Source organism: Corynebacterium anserum (assembly GCF_014262665.1).
Lineage (GTDB): Bacteria > Actinomycetota > Actinomycetes > Mycobacteriales > Mycobacteriaceae > Corynebacterium > Corynebacterium anserum.
The window spans coordinates 1009599-1027000 of record NZ_CP046883.1; the positions used below are offsets into that span (position 1 = coordinate 1009599).

A 17402-nucleotide genomic window follows, 5' to 3' on the forward strand; every position below is an offset into this window, starting at 1 on the left:
GATAAATCACCCTTACCAGTACCCCGGGACAAGGAAAATTGCGGCGAATCGGCTGTGTCGGACAGGAATAATGTTGTTTTCCTAGTAACTTCGGGGGGACTAGGAGGTGTCCGCAAAATCGTGGAGCAGTACATCGATGAAGAGCGCTGGCCAAATCTGGTCATGCCTCCACGTGCCCGTTTTCAAGGTCTGCGTGCGCGTGATGTAACCTCCCGCCTAGAAGAACTACTGCAAGCTCATGACGTGTCGCTTGAGACCGGGAGCACACCGCACATGGTTGTTCGAGACGGGCAGGTCATTGACCGCATCGTTGCGGATGGCTGGTTGGGCTTGGCAGAAGGCTATATGGCCGGAGAGTGGAGTGCAGAGCCACTGCACGAGGTACTCCACGTGATTTTATCTCAGCCATTAGAGAAGACCTCAAAACGTTTGCTGGGTAACTTTGGGCATACCCATCGGCACAAGTTCGGTCAGGTGCGACCTGGCGAGATTCCCGAAGGACTCGTAGAGCTCTACGCCGGTGCTACTCGCGCAACGGGGGCAGCCTTGTTTTCTGCGTCGTCCCGAACGTCCTCAGCTGAAGAAGTGACAGTCCACCCGAGTGCAAACTCAAAGACGACGGAAACCTGGCCCGTGGATATCACTTTCTTTGGCGAGACCGAGCATGTCGATCGACGCGACCTTGATGACGCTCAAAAACGGCGTATAGAAGCGATGCTGGATGAGGCGGAGGTTCGACCTGGAGATCGCGTGTTGGAACTTCCGAGTTCAGGAGGTCAACTCGCAGTGCAAGCCGCTTTGCGTGGTGCAAGTGTGGATGTTCTGACCAGTGACGAGGATCATGCAGATGCGGTTGAGGCACGGGTACGTGCCGCAGGCGTGGCAGGAGCTGTTCGCGTAGAACTCATCGATGGCCCGATACCGTCGCCGCGGCAGTGGTCGGGCGAATATGAGGCAGTTTTCTCCGTAGAGAGTATGGAAACCCTGGGAGTCGGTGGGCTCAAACACTACCTCCGGGCGGTGGATCGTATGTTGTCTCGAGACGGCATCGCCGTCATACAGTCCTGCGTGGCTACCGAGAAGATGCGGGAGACCAGTAGAGAGGCGCTCGATGTTATGCGTGCTTACGTGTGGCCGGCGTTGGACTACCCGACAATTCAGCAGGTGCTGGACACGACGGCACGGCACACCGATATGCGCGTCGTTGCAGAAAACCACATTGGTACACACCTCGCTGCAACCATTCCACTGTGGCGAGCTAATTTCGTTGCCCGAGAGCGTCAAGCCGCTGCGGCTGGTTTTGATGTGGTGTTTCGGCGCTTATGGGAGTATCAATTGGCCTTGCATCAGGCGCTGGTTCACCATGGCGAGTTGGACTGCGTGCAGTTTGTTTTCCAGCCGCGTTACCACTGAGATTGATAGATATGAGCGTCGTCGCCGGTACTTTCGATGGCTCATGCCCGTGAATGACGGCCTGGGAATGATCTAGGTGAGTAATTCTTCGTCAGTAACCTTTGTGGGCACCATTTGCGACTAATCCACGAGAAGTGCCACGGAGCCTTGGTACACAAAATAAACTAGCCTTCGACATTGAATCATCCCGGGGCACTATGCGTGTCCGTATCATCTCCATGGGAAGGAACGCGAAGGGCCGTGAGCACAATTTCTCATTCTAACGGGCAGGCATTTAACCCTGATGTGATTGTCGTTGGCGCAGGTCTTGCGGGTATGGTCACAACTTTTGAAGCGGTGCGTAGTGGGTTGAAAGTCCTGGTCGTCGACCAAGAGAATCGCAAGAATTTGGGTGGACAGGCATTTTGGTCTTTAGGGGGGTTGTTCTATGTCAATAGCCCCGAGCAGAAAATCATGGGGGTAAAAGACAGCGAGGAGCTCGCGTGGCGAGATTGGCAGAACTCAGCTCAATACGACGATGCCGATAATGACTATTGGCCTCGCCGCTGGGGTCGTGAATACGTACGTTTTGCTGCGCAGGAGAAGCGCGATTACCTGAAGTCCTTAGGGCTGAATGTGCTTCCTACAGTTGGTTGGGCTGAGCGCGGTTCGGGCGACGCGTCGGGACACGGCAATTCAGTTCCACGTTTTCACTTGACGTGGGGTACTGGTCCAGAAGTGGTGCGTGTTTTCCGCGAACCACTGGAAAAATTTGAGCGCGAGGGAAAAGTCGCGTTTCTTTTCCGTCACCAAGTTGATGAGCTTATTACCAAGAGCGATCCTCAGGGCTCGCGCGTGGTGGGAGTACGTGGCACTGTTCTGGCGGAAGCTCCAGAGGAGCGGGGAGTGGCGTCCAGCCGAGACGGGATCGGTGAATTTGAATTGCGCGCGGCCGCTGTAGCGGTCACCTCTGGAGGTATTGGAGGCAATCTTGACCTCGTGCGCCGCACGTGGCCGGAAGATCGTTGGGGACCTGTTCCCAAGGATCTGGTGCAGGGAGTGCCAGCCCACGTAGATGGTCGCATGATTGGGATTTCTGAAGCCGCTGGAGCTCGCCTCACCAATACCGATCGCATGTGGCACTATCCCGAAGGCATGCAGAATTGGGATTCAGTGTGGCCGACCCATGGCATTCGCATCATTCCCGGCCCGTCATCATTATGGCTTGATGCGGAGGGCAAACGCCTGCCGACCACCATCATTCCAGGCGGTGACAATCTCAAAGGTTTAGCCTACGTGGGGCGCACGGGATATGGATACTCATGGTTTGTCTTGAATAAGTCCATCGTCGATAAAGAATTCATCTTCTCCGGCTCTGAACAAAACCCTGATCTAACGATTAAAAAGGTGAAGAATCTCCTTACAAAAGTTGGTCCGGGAACTCACCCTGCTATCCAAAATTTTATGGATCATGGGGAGGATTGGGTTATCGCCGAGAACTTGGGTGACCTGGTGAAAGGTATGAATCAGCTGGTGGGAGAAGATGCTCCGCAGATTGATGTGGCGGATCTACGCCGCCAGATCGAGGATCGCGATAGCCAGATTGATAACAAATTCTCCAAGGATTACCAGGTCAATTACATTCGTATGGCTCGCGGATATTTGGGTGATAAGATCGTTCGCTGTCAAAGCCCCCATAAGATCCTTGACGATGCACACGGTCCACTTATCGCTGTGCGACTGCGTATCCTGACCCGCAAGACTTTAGGCGGGATTGAGACAGATTTGGAAGGCCGTTGCCTGCGCGCCGATGGCTCCGTATTGCCAGGACTCTATGCTGCGGGTGAAGTGGCGGGCTTCGGAGGGGGAGGAATGCACGGAAAGAATGCCCTCGAAGGCACATTCTTGGGTGGTTGCATTCACTCCGGTAAGAGAGTGGGCGAACACTTGAAGAAGTATGTGGATAGCGTTCGCAATGAAAATGCTACTGGGACGCTTTAGCTAGAGCCGTGCAGTGAAGAGAAGCGGAAGTGACTTGTGGAGCACTTGGGATCTACATATCCATTTTCAACCGCATGGCATTGGCGACCACACGGCGAGGTAGAAAGCCCGGGAGGCTGCTGAGGACTCCATTGGAGGTACCGACTACGCGTGACGGGGGTGGTGATTTCTTTTCGAGGGTCTTTAAGCAATCCGTGACCACAGCTTCTGGCTCCATTCTTTTCATCCCTCCGTCTGCTTTCTCACTGCCCGCGACGTGGAAAAACTCGGTATCGGTGGGCCCTGGGCATAGCGCGAGGATCCTGACGCCGCAATGACGGTTTTCCGCCCATAGAGCTTCTGTGAAGTTGAGAACAAAAGCTTTGGAGGCGCCGTAAGCGGCCATCCCTGGAGAAGGTTGCATCGCTGCAATACTGGAGACGTTGACCAAAAAACCGCTTGCGCGTTCGAGGAAGCGGGGGAGATAGGCTCGCGTAAGTTCCACTAGCGCGTCGATATTAACTGCAATCTCATTATGCAAATTTCTGGGCTCTACCTCAGTAAACCGTGTGTAGTTGGCGAATCCCGCGTTGTTGATGAGGGAGGTGACTGTGATGTCTCGGGCATCTAATTCTGCTTGTAGTTCAGTGCCCGCGCCGGGAACGGCGAGGTCTTTTGCGAGGGCGATGGCCTTAATGCCGTAGGAGGCTTCAAGCAGTTCGGCCAGAGCTTGAAGCCGTCCCTCTCGGCGGGCGACGAGCACGAGATTGGCTCCTCGTGCTGCGAGTCTGCGGGCAAATTCCACTCCTAGACCGGAGCTCGCGCCAGTGATGAGGACAGTTTCTGTAGTGTACTTCAGAGCCTTCATACAGTTAGTTCTACCGGATTATTAGATTTCCGACGCCATGAAGCCCTCCGTGCAGGAGTGCATATTTTTATCTAGTATGGATGACTGTTTGCTCTGTGGCAGATTTGCGCCCAGGGCAGTTGTTTTGACGAGTATAGAAAATAACGACGAGTTTAAGAGGAATTAATCGAAGAGATGTCGTTCGCACGAGCTCTTAAGATCTCCTTGTCTTTCGTAGGACTGCTGGTGGGAGCTGGTTTTGCTACAGGGCAAGAAGTTGTTCAGTTTTTTGTTTCTTTTGGCAGCATCGGAATCTGGGGTGCGCTTCTCGCCGGGGTCATCATGACCATCGCCGGAGCAGTTATCCTGCAATTGGGGAGCTTTTTCCTCGCGGATGAGCACAATTTTGTTTTCCGTAATGTGTCGCATCCAGTGATGTCGAAGTTTCTGGATATTTCAGTGACTGCCACAATGTTCGCGATTGGTTTTGTGATGCTGGCGGGTGCGGGGGCCAATTTAGAACAGCAGTTTGGGTTGCCGGCTTGGATTGGTTCCGCGATCATGCTTGTCATTGTGATGGCGACTGGTCTGTTAGATGTGGACAAAGTGTCTAGCGTGATTTCCTTTCTTACGCCGTTGATCATCGTCGCAGTCATTGTTGCTTTCGTCTATACGATGATGAATCTTCCTAGTGACGTGGCTCCACTCAACGATGTAGCGCAGCAGCAGGATTCACCGGTGAGTCCGTGGCTCCTGTCTGCCATTAACTACAACGGGTTGGCATTGATGCTGGGAGTGTCAATGTGCCTAGTAATTGGTGGCAATTATTCGAATCCGCGAGAAGTGGGATTGGGTGGCCTTGGTGGAGGGTTGCTCTATACCGCCATGTTGTTGATGGCGGCCGTCACTTTGTTGCTCAATATGGACGAAGTAGCGACCAGTGATGTCCCTATGCTGCAACTTTTTGAGTCCATGCACCCTGTGATGGCTTCAATAATGGTGTGGATCATTTTTGCCATGATTTACAACACCTGTATCGGTATGTTCTACGCGTTGGGCAAGCGTCTTACGGTGAATAATCCACGACGATACACTCCGGCGTTTCTCGTCACGTGTTTAGTTGGGTACGCGGTGAGCTTCGTGGGCTTCGAGACCCTGATGACCTATGTGTACCCAGTCATTGGTTACGTGGGCATTGTGATGGTGCTGACGCTGACTTTCTGGTGGGTAAAACACCGCAAAGACATAGCTAAGGAGATCAAGATCCGTGAGGACATCCGAGAGCTTATGGAAAAGCGGGAGGATCCGGAGGTTCACTTCGGTAAGGAAGAAAAGATTGAGCTGGAGGACAAGATCGACGAGTCTGAGGCCGATGACATTGAGGGCGTCATCGAGGAGGAAGTGAAGAACGAATTGGGCTAACCGAGCCAAAGTGTCATAATGTATATTATCGGCTAAAAGAGCTCTAGCGAGTGTTAGGTCCTCGCCAGAGCTCTCATTTTCTAGCGAAAGAACACACACGTCATAGGTGGAGAAATGTCACTGTGACGTTTCTTTACCCTCCGGTAGCTGCAGCAATTTGCTCAGCCATGATCATTCCCGCCACGGAAAAATAGATCAGCAACCCAGTCGCATCCACGAGCGTCGACACCACTGGCGTCGAAAACACAGCTGGATCGACACCGAGCTGACGGCCGGCCAACGGGAGTACGCCGCCGACAATGCATGCCCACGTACAAATTGCCACGATGGAAAGTGAGATTGTCGCGCCGACGCGGCCGTCGTACAAAAGGAAGATCACAGGGAAAATAAGCGCGCCCAGAAAGATACCAAGCAGAAAGCCCACGCGTACCTCTCGCCAGATCACGCGAAAGATATCGCTCGGCCGTACTTCATCGACTGCCAAGGCACGTACAACGGAACTGGCTGCTTGCGAGCCGGCATTGCCACCCGTACCGATGATCATTGGCACAAAAACGCTGAGAACCACCACCGCCTCGAGTGTGGATTCGAAAATCTCCATGACATTGATGGTGAGAAATGCCGCGAGAATGAGGATGATTAGCCAGATGCCACGTTTCTTCGCAAGTGTCATAACGGTAGCTGTGAGATAAGGCTCTTTGAGAGGTTCTGAGCCACCCGAGCGATAAGCATCTTCGGTAGCCTCGAACTCCAGTACCTCCATGGCGTCATCGACCGTGATGAGGCCGAGAATACGCTCCTCAGCATCCACCACAGGCAATGCCAGCATGTCTGATTCCTGCATAAGACGAGCGGCAACCTCCTGGTCCTCTGAAGCCTGTACATGGTGCTTATCTCTATGCAGCAACTCCTCCACTCTTGTACCAGTCGGTGCTGTGACCAGTGATGATAGTGCAACTGTACCGAGAAGCTTACGGGTATCATCTGTCACGGGTATGACCGCAATTTCAGAGTGGCTTGCGTTTATATCGGGATGGCGAGAATTCTCAGCATTGCGCTGTATCTTCTCCAGTGCTTCCTCCCTCGTGACGCGCGGTGAGAGCACTGTGGGCGTAGGAACCATGAGTCGACCTGCAGATTCAGCAGGATAACCAAGAAGGTCATCGACTAGTTCTCGCCGAGAGTTCGGTAACCCCTCGAGCAAACGCGCCGCCACTTTTGCGGGCATTTCGTCGAGGAGCTCTGCCTGATCATCCGGTGCTAGAGAGTTGAACATTTCCCCTGTCTCCTCCTCTCGGAGACCGTGGAGAAGATCAGCCTGCACAGGAGGATCAATAAACTCGAAAACTCTGAGAGCGCGTTCTTTCGTGAGAAGACGGAAGGCTATTGCCATTTCAGAGGGGGTAAGCCGCGAAAACTCCTCGGCAATTGATGAAGAAGTCTCCGCCGATAGCCATTGCCGAGCCGTATCAACGTCCCGGGAATGAAGAAGGGAGCGCAAAGAAGCCTGCGCGGCAGCGGCCGTCATGGCAGCCCTCCGTCACGCTTATAGGTAGCCCATAGTTGCCAGACTGTAGTGAGAAGAAAAAGGATGCAGACCGCGCTAAAAAGATAGTTCACCCAGCTATTCGCGCTCATCAGTAGATAAATGGTGAAAAACAGCAACACCACGATGCGCATAATACGGGAAAAGAAAATGGTTTGGGGTGACATGTTTCTATGCTCTTTACTGACGGCGTGGAATCGATGTACTGAGGGCTAGGAAAGCTCCGCCAAGCAACAAAGGAATTGTGCCCTATTAGTGCTTTTGTTGGAAGACTAAGAGCAGATCAATCGTACCTTCGTCTTGGATCACAGCGGCAACAAACTGACCTGTATCTATCTTGAAATCTGAACGTTTCACCGGAATGTTGCCTTGGACTATGACGCTCTCCCCTGTGCGAAGAACTTTCAGCTCGGTAGTGATGCGCTTAGTGACGCCGTGTAGTGTGAGATCTCCAGTAACCGTGATGGGAGCAACTTTTCCATCAGAGGGAAGACGGGAGATGTCCACGGGTTTAGTGAGGCTAAACGTCGCTTTAGGAAACTCAGTGGTGTGCAGAATGTCTTTGCGTACGTTGTTATCCCGCTTTTGATTATCGGAGGTAATAGAGGCAACATCGACCTCCACCTTGCCAGCGGTCAGCATCTCATTCTTGACGGTGAGCTCACCGTGGACGTGTTCGTCCTGGAGGTTATCGGTCCGCCCAGATGTGGTTTTAGATTCTGCGGGTAGCTTTTCGAAAAATGTATAACCGGCCTGAGTGGAATTTGAACCGTAACCCTGGACTGTGTACCAAGAACCATCCATACCGATGGATGCTGGTTCACCACCAGTGGCCATGTCTGCGGCCTTGAGGCCCTTATCGTTGATCATGTGCATCACGATTGGACCGAAAGCAAAGAGTAGACAGAAAATGATGCCGATGACACCGAGCGTGATGATTCCCTTACGCATGCGTATAAGCCTAGCCCCCAAATTGAAAAAAGCTAATCATAAACTGCACGCAGAGACCTCGTATGCGACTAGTGGTTGCGGAAGTTTTCGACCTGACGGGCGATGTTCACAACGTCCGCCGCGAGTAGCGCGATAGTTGCATGGTCTTCCCCATCGTGAGCCGCTGTGTGGATGTCTTCGGCAGCACAACGCAACTCGAATAATTCATCGTGGAGTTTGGCTACCTTAGAGGCAGATAAGATGACCGAATCCTGGGGAATACCCGTGCCTTCGAGCTGGTGGCGCTGTTCATAGGAGCGTTGCCGACACGCATGCGAACAGTACTTTCGGCGCCGGCCTGCTGGGTTGATCGTCATCTCTTTGCCACACCATGCGCAGTGGTTAGGGGGCTTTCTCACGGGATGAGTGGGCATGGGAACAAATGTTAGTAGCTATCCGTTGAATAACTATAAAGCGAAACCCGTTACACTAGTGTGGTTGTGCCACTGTTCCCGTGGCACGCTTGACCTTCCAACCAAAGAATTTTAGGAGTGAGGCACAATGGCAGATCGCGTACTCCGCGGTAGCCGCATGGGCGCTGTGTCCTACGAGACCGATCGCGATCATGATCTGGCTCCTCGTCGCATGGTGAAGTACCAGACCGAAAATGGCGAGGTCTATGAGGTTCCGTTCGCTGATGACGCTGAAGTCCCTAATGAGTGGATGTGCAAGAACGGACAGATGGGCACCCTCATGGAGGGTGATGGCCAGGAAACCAAACCTGCTAAGCCTCCGCGTACCCACTGGGATATGCTCCGGGAGCGCCGTTCTCTCGAAGAGCTGGACGTTCTCCTTGAGGAGCGCATTGAATTACTACGGAAGCGTCGCCGTAATGCGGTCAAGTTGATGAAGGAGCAAGAAGCCGCTAATAATGGCTGAGCCGTTGTACGAAGTGCTCTTTCCCTCAAGAGAAAAGCTCCCTTTCCCGATGATTCGCAGAGAGGGAGCTTTTTGCAACTCTTCTATTTCACGGCATGCTCAGAAAACTTACTTAAACATGTTGATAAAGCTGCCCGAACCGATACGCCAAAATTCAGATGCCAGGTTCTTCGCTTGTTCAGCTCGGTGGGCTGCTCCCCACTTGGTTACCTGAATCATTGCTTCGGAGACGATATTGCCGCTCATCTTAGATTCGCCGAGTTCACGTTCGGTGAAGGTGATAGGTACTTCGCGCACGTCGAAGCCAGCCATGACAGCGCGGAAAGCGAGGTCTACTTGGAAGACATATCCCGCAGAATCCACCGCGTCTAGGTCGATACCCTCGAGAACTTCTCGACGGTAGGCACGGTAGCCGCCGGTGATGTCGGATAGTCCCGCACCTAGGGCCATTGAGGCATACAAGTTACCTCCTCTGGAGAGGATTTGGCGCGATGCTGGCCAATTTACGGTTTTGCCGCCACGGACATAACGCGAACCGATGACCATTTCAGCGCCGGAGTCGATGCGATCCAACAACAGGTGCAGTTGCTCTGGGGCGTGCGAGCCGTCGGCATCCATCTCGCACAAGATCTCGTAGTCACGGTCGAGACCCCATTTAAATCCGGCGATGTACGCGCCGCCGAGGCCCCCCTTGCCCTGCCGGTGCATAACTTTGATGCGCTCGTCCTTGGCTGCCATGTCGTCAGCTAGCTCGCCGGTGCCGTCCGGACTGTTATCGTCGACGACGAGAACATTGACGCGCTCGGGCTCGGCGGCGAGCAAACGGTTGATGATCAGCGGAAGGTTTTCCTTCTCGTTGAACGTGGGGATGATGACCAGCGTCTTGTCGCTGAGCTTCGCCATGTATAAAACAACCTTTCTTATGCGGGCATGTGCGGCCCCATTACCCTGCTGAGTTTAGTCACTCACTGTGCTTTCTGCCGATTCGGGTGGCGTGTCGGCTCGTTTTTACCCGACGTCACGCCACACCGTTTGATGGCGAAACCAGCAATGACGAAGCAGATACCCATGGCGGATAAAACCCACTCTACCCATGGTCCGACATAAGCTGATATAGTTCGCGAGTCTCGCAGCGAGAGGTTAGCACTGAGTATGGCTGGCTGGAATATCGTGCTGTGCTCGACGACAGAGCCGTCGGGATTGATTATGGCGGAGACGCCGCTGGTTGCTGCAACAACCAATGAGCGGTCATACTCCATGGCGCGCATACGGCTCATTGCCAACTGTTGATACGTCATATCGGTAAAACCAAAGGTGGCGTTGTTCGTGGGGGTGGTTAGTATTTGTGCCCCGCCGTTGATAGCACGACGAGTAGCCCCATCGAATGCGATTTCATAACAGGTCGCCACTCCCACCTCGACAGGATAATGGCTTGGGGACTCAAGAGAGTACGGCTCCATCGTCACGACACCATTATCGCTACCTGGCTGGAAGTTACCTGCTCGATCCACTAAGGGAGTGATCATGCGAAGCAGATCACGAAAAGGCATGTATTCCCCGAAAGGCTGCAAATAGCGCTTGTTATGCACGTCCCCCGGTCCGTCTGCCCCCCAGGCATACATGCTGTTGTGCTCGGGAGATACCGTACCTAGCAGAATAGGAGCACGGATGTCGTCGACCGCGGATTGGATAATTTCCGCTGCTTCCGTGCTGGTGAAAGGATTGACATCAGAGGCGTTTTCCGGCCAAATCACCAGATCCGGCTGAGGCTGTTTTCCTGCCCGAACCTCCTCGGCAAGAGTGTGCGTAAGCCGTGCGTGGTTATCCAACACAGCGCGACGTTGGGCCGCAAAATCTAAGCCGAGTCGCGGGACATTGCCCTGAATGGCAGCGACATTGATGTGGGCGTTATCGCTGGCTTCCATGTCTGTATCTTTAGCCATGATGGAGGAATTAATGGATACCGCCGTACCGATACCTACGGCCACAACTAGTGCAATGGCTGCTGGTACTCCGAGATACAGTCGGGAGGAAGGAGCCGTGTAGCGTCGGAAAAAATAAAACCGTCCAGCGCACGCGAACCAGGTCGTCCATGCCAACGCTATCCCAGAAAACACGGTGATAAAAGAAACCAAGGCTGGCCCACCCAGCTGAACCCACCAACCCAGAGGACCGCCCACCTGCCCCCACGCAATGCGCCCCCAAGGAAACCCACCAAAAGGCCAACTGGAACGGAGCCATTCGGTAGCAGTAAACCACGCGGCTATGGCGATTGCCGAGGTGAAAACCTGAAAACGACTGGCGTTCAGAGGGCGGCGAAGAGCGTATCTTAAGCCCAGACCAAAAAGCAGAGAATACAACGATTGGACTGCAGCAAGAGCAACCCACGCATACCAGCCAACAAATTCCCCGACCCATGGCAGAAGCAATAGGTAGAGCACAGCGCCCTGAAGCCATGCCATGACAATGGCGCGCTCTGACGTGACGGCCAGGAAGAAGAGAGCAAAACCAATTGGAGCAGCCCACCACAACCCCGTCGGTTGGAAGGATGCATAGAGCATCAGCCCACTAAAAGCGGCGAGGACCAGGCGAAACACTACTCTGTAATGCCCTTGTTCTTGTCTGAAGGATCATCTGAGGATGAGGAGCTGTTGTTGCGGGGACCGCGAGGAGCTTCATCTTCTCGATGATCAATGACCTCTCCCCATCCGGGAATATTTTTGCTGCCGGGAGCACCATACTGGGTAACTGTTGTAAACGCGGAACCACCGAAGTTAGCCAAAGCTCGACGGGCGCTTGCGCCGATGAGTTTACGGGTGAGTGCACGGGTTGGCGGAAGCATGAGTAATAAGCCGCATACTGTCGAGACGATACCGGGAACGGCAACCAGGAAGGCACCAACAACAGTTAAAGCGGCGTCTGCTGTAAGTTTGCCGGGATGATTTGTCTGGGTAGCCACGCGCTCAGTCAAGGCGCGCAATTGCCAGGCAGACACAGCCATACCAGCGATGAACAGCGCGATTAATAATATCAGCGCCCAACCGAACCCAATCCACTTCCCTATGAGGAAGAAAGCAATGAGCTCAATGAGAAAATAAGCAGCTGCCACCAAAGGCATAGAAAATTGCTCCTGACTGACGGTCTCTCATGGAAAATTACTGAGAGATGGGTTTGTTGCGCGGCCTCACCATCGATCACACACCAGCGGCAGTGAGTTGCTTCCGCATGCCCCCTTAGCTTATATCTAAGCCTCTCTCCCCTCCAGCCTATCGTGCTTAAGAGATTAGCGGGGAGCTCGACGCCATAACCAGCGCGGTACCAGTTGCATGACTGCTGCTAAGACCTTGAGTTGAGCAGGAACCCAGATATTTGTTGCATGTGGATTGGCTAGGGCATCGACTGTGGCGCGAGCCACGCGAGCCGGAGTGGATGACAGCGGAGCTGGGTCCATTCCTTGAGTCATTCGTCCGATAACAAAACCAGGACGAATCACTAATAGGCGCACCCCCGTACCGACGAGGGCATCTTGCATACCCTGACAAAATCCATCTAAACCGCACTTCGCGGAACCGTAGACGTAATTTGGGCGACGCACCCGGGCCCCCGCAATAGAGGAAAAAGCCACCACCGTTCCCCTTCCTCGTTGTTTCATACGATGCGTCAATTCCGTAAGTAACACGGCCTGCGCCGTGAAGTCCGTGTGCAGAATCCTATGTACTTCTTCCCCGCTACGCTCGGCTTCCTGCTGATTGCCCAGTACACCGAACATGGCGAAGGCGACGTCTATTGTTGTGCCCTCTTGCTCTATGACGTCTATCACGCGGGAATGAGTTGAAGTCTCAGTTGCATCGAAGAATACGCAGTGGACTTCCCGAGCCCCACGGTGCCGAAGATTAACTGCTTGGCGCTCGAGATCATCCATCCGTCGACCAGCTAAAACGATATTGTTACCCGGAGCCATGAGAGTGGCAATTTCTGCGCCTATTTCGCTGTTTGCGCCGAAAATAGCGATTGTCATCGAGCCAGTGTTCTGTGCATTCACATCCTCTAGTGTAAAGACCGTACTAGTGAAAAGACGCAGCGAAATTACGTTTCCAGAGCGACGACGGATCGATTAATCGCCTTGGATGCTTTGCGGCTAGTACTGCGTACTTCCTGGCTGTAAGCGGTTTGTCGGATTTGGTCTAATAGATCAATCACGCGGCGACACCATCGCACGAAGTCACCAGGTGTGAGAACCGCCCCTGATGCGGCTGCTGCCCTCAAGCAATACTCCAGAGGTGCTCCGGCCGCCCACTGGTGTAACGCTGTAGCAAAACCCAATTCAGGAGGGCGGGTGACATTTAACCCATGGCGTTTTTCGTCGTAACTAAGTTCGTCATAGATGCGGATGGTGTGGTCAATGGCGATGGCGAGCGCATCGGTAGGAACTTCGGTAGAGTCCCCAGTCTCTTTGCGGTTCTCGAACACCACCGTGGAAACAACCGCGGCTAATTCTGCGGGATCTAACTGATCCCAAATTCCACGACGTAGGCACTGCGCAACGAGCAGATCGGACTCGTGGTGAATGCGAGCCAAGCGTTCTCCCTCGAAGGTTGTATTCGCTGTCTTCTTGCCCTCGTTGTCCACATTGGTTTCTACGTAATCCAGCTCCTCTAGCAGAGACACAATGTGATTGAACTGATCAGCCAGGCTGTCCTTTTCCACACCGGAGATCTTCTGCTCAAAATCCAGCCGACGCTGTGCTTTGATATGTGCAATGGCGACGCGCGTGACGTCTTCCCGTAATGTCCATGAATGGACAGGATGCATCTGAATTTGGTTGCGCAAAGCCGTCGCTCGAGCTGAGTTGCCCCGTGCTTTTGGCTTGAGCTTGGCAGGCTTATGCTCAAAATGCATACGGCGAAGATTAGCTGCGACGGAACGGGCTTGTTTCTTAGGCGCGCGTCCTACACCTTTATGCAGACGCATATGTCCGATGAGTACCGGAACGTTGCCGAACATGTTCGGCTGGATGCGCTCCACCCAACCTTCATCGGTGATGATGGTAGGACGGGGATTTTTCGGCGTGGAATCCTGGCGAACAATAACGGCGGTCATAGGGTCACGACCAGTGGGTAGTGCGATAACGTCGCCAGAGCGTAGGCTGCGCAAAAGCTGGGTAATTTCGCCTTGCCGTTCGTCGCCTGCGTTCCGTCGTGCGCGGCGTTCCTCCTGAGCTAATTCGCGACGCAATCGCGCATACTCCAGGGCGCGCGACACATCGTCAGCTAGCTCGCTAGAACCAGCGTGTGTCTCTTGAGCAACCAGAGCAGTGAGCTGTTCCGATTGTTCGGTGAGGTCACGACGGCGCCGTTCCACAGCCTCCGCACGCTCCACAACGGTCCCATTTGCTTGGTACTGGGCAAAAGAACGTTCTAATAAACGATGAGACTCTTCCCATCCTTGGGTGCCCAGCATGTTCACCGCCATGTTGTACCCAGGGCGGAAGGTTGAATTGAGTGGGTAAGTACGAGTTGAAGCCAGACCAGCAACTGCATGCGGGTCGATCCCCTGTTGCCATAGCACCACTGCGTTGCCGACCGTATCTATTCCCCTGCGGCCGGCGCGGCCAGTGAGCTGGGTGTATTGTCCAGGAGTGAGATCAACATGTGCTTCACCATTGAATTTCACGAGTTTTTCCAACACCACGGAACGCGCTGGCATGTTGATACCGAGAGCCAACGTCTCGGTGGCAAAGCAGACTTTCAGCAACCCGCGGGAGAACAAGTCTTCTACGATATGGCGGAACGCCGGTAACATGCCGGCATGGTGGCAACCAAATCCACGTGACAGTGCCCTGCGGAATTGCCGGAAGCCCAGTACATTCAGATCTTCAGGCGTAAGACCGGCGACACCCTCATTCACCGTCCGTAGAATTTCCTCTCGAGCTGAAGGAGATGTGAAATCCACTTTGGCCATGAGCAGTTGTTTGACAGCCATATCGCAGCCTGCGCGAGAGAAAATGAAGTAGATTGCGGGTAGCATTTTCGCAGAGAGCATGTGTTGGACAACGTCAGCACGTTGAGGTTCTCGGCGCTTGCCTGTCTGCTCTTGCTTGGCAACAGCAGCTACCACGGCTCTGTTTACCGAGCCAATATGCTCGTCTTTGCCGTCGAACAGCGGTAGAATTTGGCGGCCAACCATCATGTATTGGTTGAGCGGTACGGGGCGCGTATCAGTGACGATGATGTCGGTATCACCGCGCACGGTTCGCAACCATCCACCGAATTCCTCGACGTTGGAGACAGTAGCGGATAAAGATACAAGGATCACTCGTTGATCGAGGTTGAGAATTGCCTCCTCCCAGACTGGGCCTCGTGAGGGATCAGATAAGAAATGCACCTCATCCATCACCACGTGGGTTAAAGTACGCAGCCGGTCAGAGTCTGCGTAGATCATGTTGCGGAGCACTTCAGTGGTCATAACCACAATGGGCGCATCTGCATTGATAGTGACGTCACCTGTCAGTAACCCCACCCTGTCTTCTCCGTAGCGTCTGACGAGGTCGTGATATTTCTGGTTGCTTAACGCTTTAATTGGGGTGGTGTAGAAACACGTGCCTTGATGGTGAAACGCGCTGAATACGGCAAACTCTCCAACGACGGTCTTGCCGGCACCTGTGGGAGCACCAACAAGTACTCCCCTTCCTTGTGCAATGGCCTCGGCTGCATCCAGTTGGAATGCGTCGAGTCCAAATGGGTAGAGTTCGCGGAAGCGCTCAACGTCAGCGGAATACTCCGAACGGCGTAAAACATCGTCAGTCATCGCTAACGAGCCTACCCTGTGGAGCGACGGGAGCTCTTGCGGAGGTTCTTTCCCGAAGAAGGTTTTTACGACAACGGCTCAGAGAACATCGTCAAAATTTCCCGATTCGGAGTGTAGGTCGAGACCGTCGCGGCGCCCATTGGTCTGTGGCTGTTGATGAGGGCGAGCACTACTGCTGCTGCGTGGAGCACGGCTGGCGGTACCCGGGGATGGATTGTCAGGGAGGCTGGTGGGGCGATCGATCGATGTTGCTCGAGCGACATCCTGGGTGGCGTCCACGTGCGTTGCTTGGCCGATAGGTTGGGCGGAATCTATTGATGAGGCCTGGTCATCCTCGAGATTCATCCACTCCTCTATCTTCTCAGTTCGTTTGCGGTCGTTGATACGGGCAATTTGAGTAGCGATCTCCATGAGCAGACACAACACCAGGGCGAGGATCACCATTGAGAGTGGATCTTGGCCCGGGGTGGCAAAAGCGGCAAAGATGAAGAGACCGACGATGATATAGCGGCGTTTATCCTTGAGCTGTTTGTAGGTGATGACGTCTGCGGCATTGAGCAAAACAGTGATGAGGGGAACCTCGAAGCTCACACCGAATACGACTATGAGCGTGATAACGAATTTGAAGTATTCATTACCGTTGAGCGCTGAGATTTGGACGTCTTTACCTAGAGACATCAAAAACTCAAGGCCATAGAACAGGACGAAGTATGCAATAACCGCACCAAAAATAAAAAGGAAGCCGGTGGCGAAGCCAACGGACAGAGTCCAACGCCTTTCGTTCTTTTTTAATCCCGGCGTGATGTAGGCCCAGATCTGAGCAATCCAAAAAGGAGAAGCTAAAACTGTTCCCGCGAGCGCACCGACTTTCAAACGCAGCATGAACATCTCGAATGGAGTGGTAGCCAACAGAGCGCACTGACCATCCGCCGCGCTTAGGCGCATACCCGGATCCAGATTGCAGTACGGCTCCTTAAGAATCCAACCCAGTGAAGGAACGGGTCCGAGATTGGTGCCATACCAGATGTAGCCAAAGATGGTGCCGATACCGATGATGATCAAGCACGCGAAGAGCCGCTGGCGTAGTTCCTCGATGTGCTCGACGATGCTCATTTGCCCGTCGGCAGGCCTTTTTTTGCGCTTCTTGATGTGAAAGAAGCGCCTTGTCAGCGGTGCAGTTGCTGAGGACATAGCAGGAGCTGAGGCCTATTGCTGCTGACCGTAGTCACGCTGAGGATGTTCGACGGGAGGCTGTGGCTGCTGCACCGGTTGTTGCTGAACAGGTTGCTGCTGTACCGGTTGTTGCTGAACTGAGGGCTGAGGCACGGTATGAGCAGTCGGTTGCTGTTGTTCGATTGCTTGTTTTTCCTGGGCAACGGCCTGCTTATCCGTCTTCATTTCATCCATTTCGGATTTGAAAATGCGCATGGAACGGCCGAGAGATCGTGCGGCATTAGGCAGCCGGGATGCCCCGAACAACAGGAAAACAACGAAAATGATGAGGGCAAGTTCCCATGGGCCGAGGTTCATGTGGGACCT

Annotated in this window: 16 protein-coding genes; 4 read left to right on the forward strand and 12 right to left on the reverse strand. The window is 53.7% G+C overall.

All coding sequences use genetic code 11. The features are described from left to right. Window positions 1–120 precede the first annotated feature (120 nt). Both GP473_RS04175 and GP473_RS04180 read left to right on the forward strand, forming a co-directional pair. Entirely contained in the window at window positions 121–1413 is a 1293-nt protein-coding gene (locus GP473_RS04175; protein ID WP_246394912.1) for a class I SAM-dependent methyltransferase, read from the forward strand. A gap of 240 nt (window positions 1414–1653) precedes the next feature. Beyond that, window positions 1654–3393: an FAD-binding dehydrogenase gene (locus GP473_RS04180; protein ID WP_281381147.1), complete on the forward strand. Its 1740-nt coding sequence runs from the start codon at window positions 1654–1656 to the stop codon at window positions 3391–3393. Window positions 3394–3445: 52 nt separating this feature from the next. On the opposite strand, the gene GP473_RS04185 is transcribed toward GP473_RS04180, so the two are convergent. After that, a complete protein-coding gene (locus GP473_RS04185) occupies window positions 3446–4240 on the reverse strand; it encodes an SDR family NAD(P)-dependent oxidoreductase (protein ID WP_186277186.1) in 795 nt (264 codons plus the stop codon). Between the two features lie 174 nt (window positions 4241–4414). Here GP473_RS04185 and GP473_RS04190 point away from each other — a divergent pair, with 174 nt between their 5' ends. Then, window positions 4415–5641, forward strand: coding sequence for a YkvI family membrane protein (locus tag GP473_RS04190; protein ID WP_186277187.1), 1227 nt, complete (start codon window positions 4415–4417; stop codon window positions 5639–5641). 133 nt (window positions 5642–5774) lie between these two features. Here GP473_RS04190 and mgtE read toward each other — a convergent pair whose 3' ends face one another. From mgtE to GP473_RS04210, 4 genes are all read right to left on the reverse strand, one after another. After that, a complete protein-coding gene (gene mgtE, locus GP473_RS04195; protein WP_186277188.1) occupies window positions 5775–7169 on the reverse strand; it encodes a magnesium transporter in 1395 nt (464 codons plus the stop codon). After that, window positions 7166–7354 carry a hypothetical protein gene (locus GP473_RS04200; RefSeq protein WP_186277189.1) on the reverse strand — a complete coding sequence of 63 codons (189 nt, stop codon included), beginning with the start codon at window positions 7352–7354 and terminating at the stop codon, window positions 7166–7168. Before GP473_RS04200 ends, mgtE begins: the two co-directional genes overlap by 4 nt. Window positions 7355–7439: 85 nt before the next feature. After that, entirely contained in the window at window positions 7440–8138 is a 699-nt protein-coding gene (locus GP473_RS04205) for a YceI family protein (protein WP_186277190.1), read from the reverse strand. 68 nt (window positions 8139–8206) lie between these two features. Beyond that, a complete protein-coding gene (locus tag GP473_RS04210; protein WP_313770420.1) occupies window positions 8207–8494 on the reverse strand; it encodes a hypothetical protein in 288 nt (95 codons plus the stop codon). A 184-nt stretch (window positions 8495–8678) separates the two neighbouring features. On the opposite strand from GP473_RS04210, the gene GP473_RS04215 reads away from it, so the two are divergent. Continuing rightward, window positions 8679–9056 carry an RNA polymerase-binding protein RbpA gene (locus GP473_RS04215; protein WP_185769728.1) on the forward strand — a complete coding sequence of 126 codons (378 nt, stop codon included), beginning with the start codon at window positions 8679–8681 and terminating at the stop codon, window positions 9054–9056. A 108-nt stretch (window positions 9057–9164) separates the two neighbouring features. On the opposite strand, the gene GP473_RS04220 is transcribed toward GP473_RS04215, so the two are convergent. The 7 genes from GP473_RS04220 to tatA form a co-directional block, all read right to left on the reverse strand. Beyond that, window positions 9165–9959 (reverse strand): polyprenol monophosphomannose synthase, encoded by a 795-nt coding sequence (locus GP473_RS04220; protein WP_185769729.1) that lies wholly within the window; start codon window positions 9957–9959, stop codon window positions 9165–9167. A 62-nt stretch (window positions 9960–10021) separates the two neighbouring features. Beyond that, window positions 10022–11653: an apolipoprotein N-acyltransferase gene (lnt, locus tag GP473_RS04225; protein WP_343061508.1), complete on the reverse strand. Its 1632-nt coding sequence runs from the start codon at window positions 11651–11653 to the stop codon at window positions 10022–10024. Further along, entirely contained in the window at window positions 11653–12174 is a 522-nt protein-coding gene (locus GP473_RS04230) for an FxsA family protein (RefSeq protein WP_185769730.1), read from the reverse strand. The genes lnt and GP473_RS04230 overlap by 1 nt, the downstream gene beginning before the upstream one ends. A gap of 165 nt (window positions 12175–12339) precedes the next feature. Then, complete coding sequence (locus GP473_RS04235; RefSeq protein ID WP_186277267.1) at window positions 12340–13074, reverse strand: SDR family NAD(P)-dependent oxidoreductase; 735 nt, start codon at window positions 13072–13074, stop codon at window positions 12340–12342. Between the two features lie 68 nt (window positions 13075–13142). Beyond that, a complete protein-coding gene (locus tag GP473_RS04240; protein WP_186277191.1) occupies window positions 13143–15863 on the reverse strand; it encodes a DEAD/DEAH box helicase in 2721 nt (906 codons plus the stop codon). 78 nt (window positions 15864–15941) lie between these two features. Beyond that, window positions 15942–17054 (reverse strand): twin-arginine translocase subunit TatC, encoded by a 1113-nt coding sequence (gene tatC, locus GP473_RS04245; RefSeq protein ID WP_246394914.1) that lies wholly within the window; start codon window positions 17052–17054, stop codon window positions 15942–15944. A 15-nt stretch (window positions 17055–17069) separates the two neighbouring features. After that, window positions 17070–17393: a Sec-independent protein translocase subunit TatA gene (tatA, locus tag GP473_RS04250; protein WP_185769732.1), complete on the reverse strand. Its 324-nt coding sequence runs from the start codon at window positions 17391–17393 to the stop codon at window positions 17070–17072. Window positions 17394–17402: the final 9 nt, after the last annotated feature.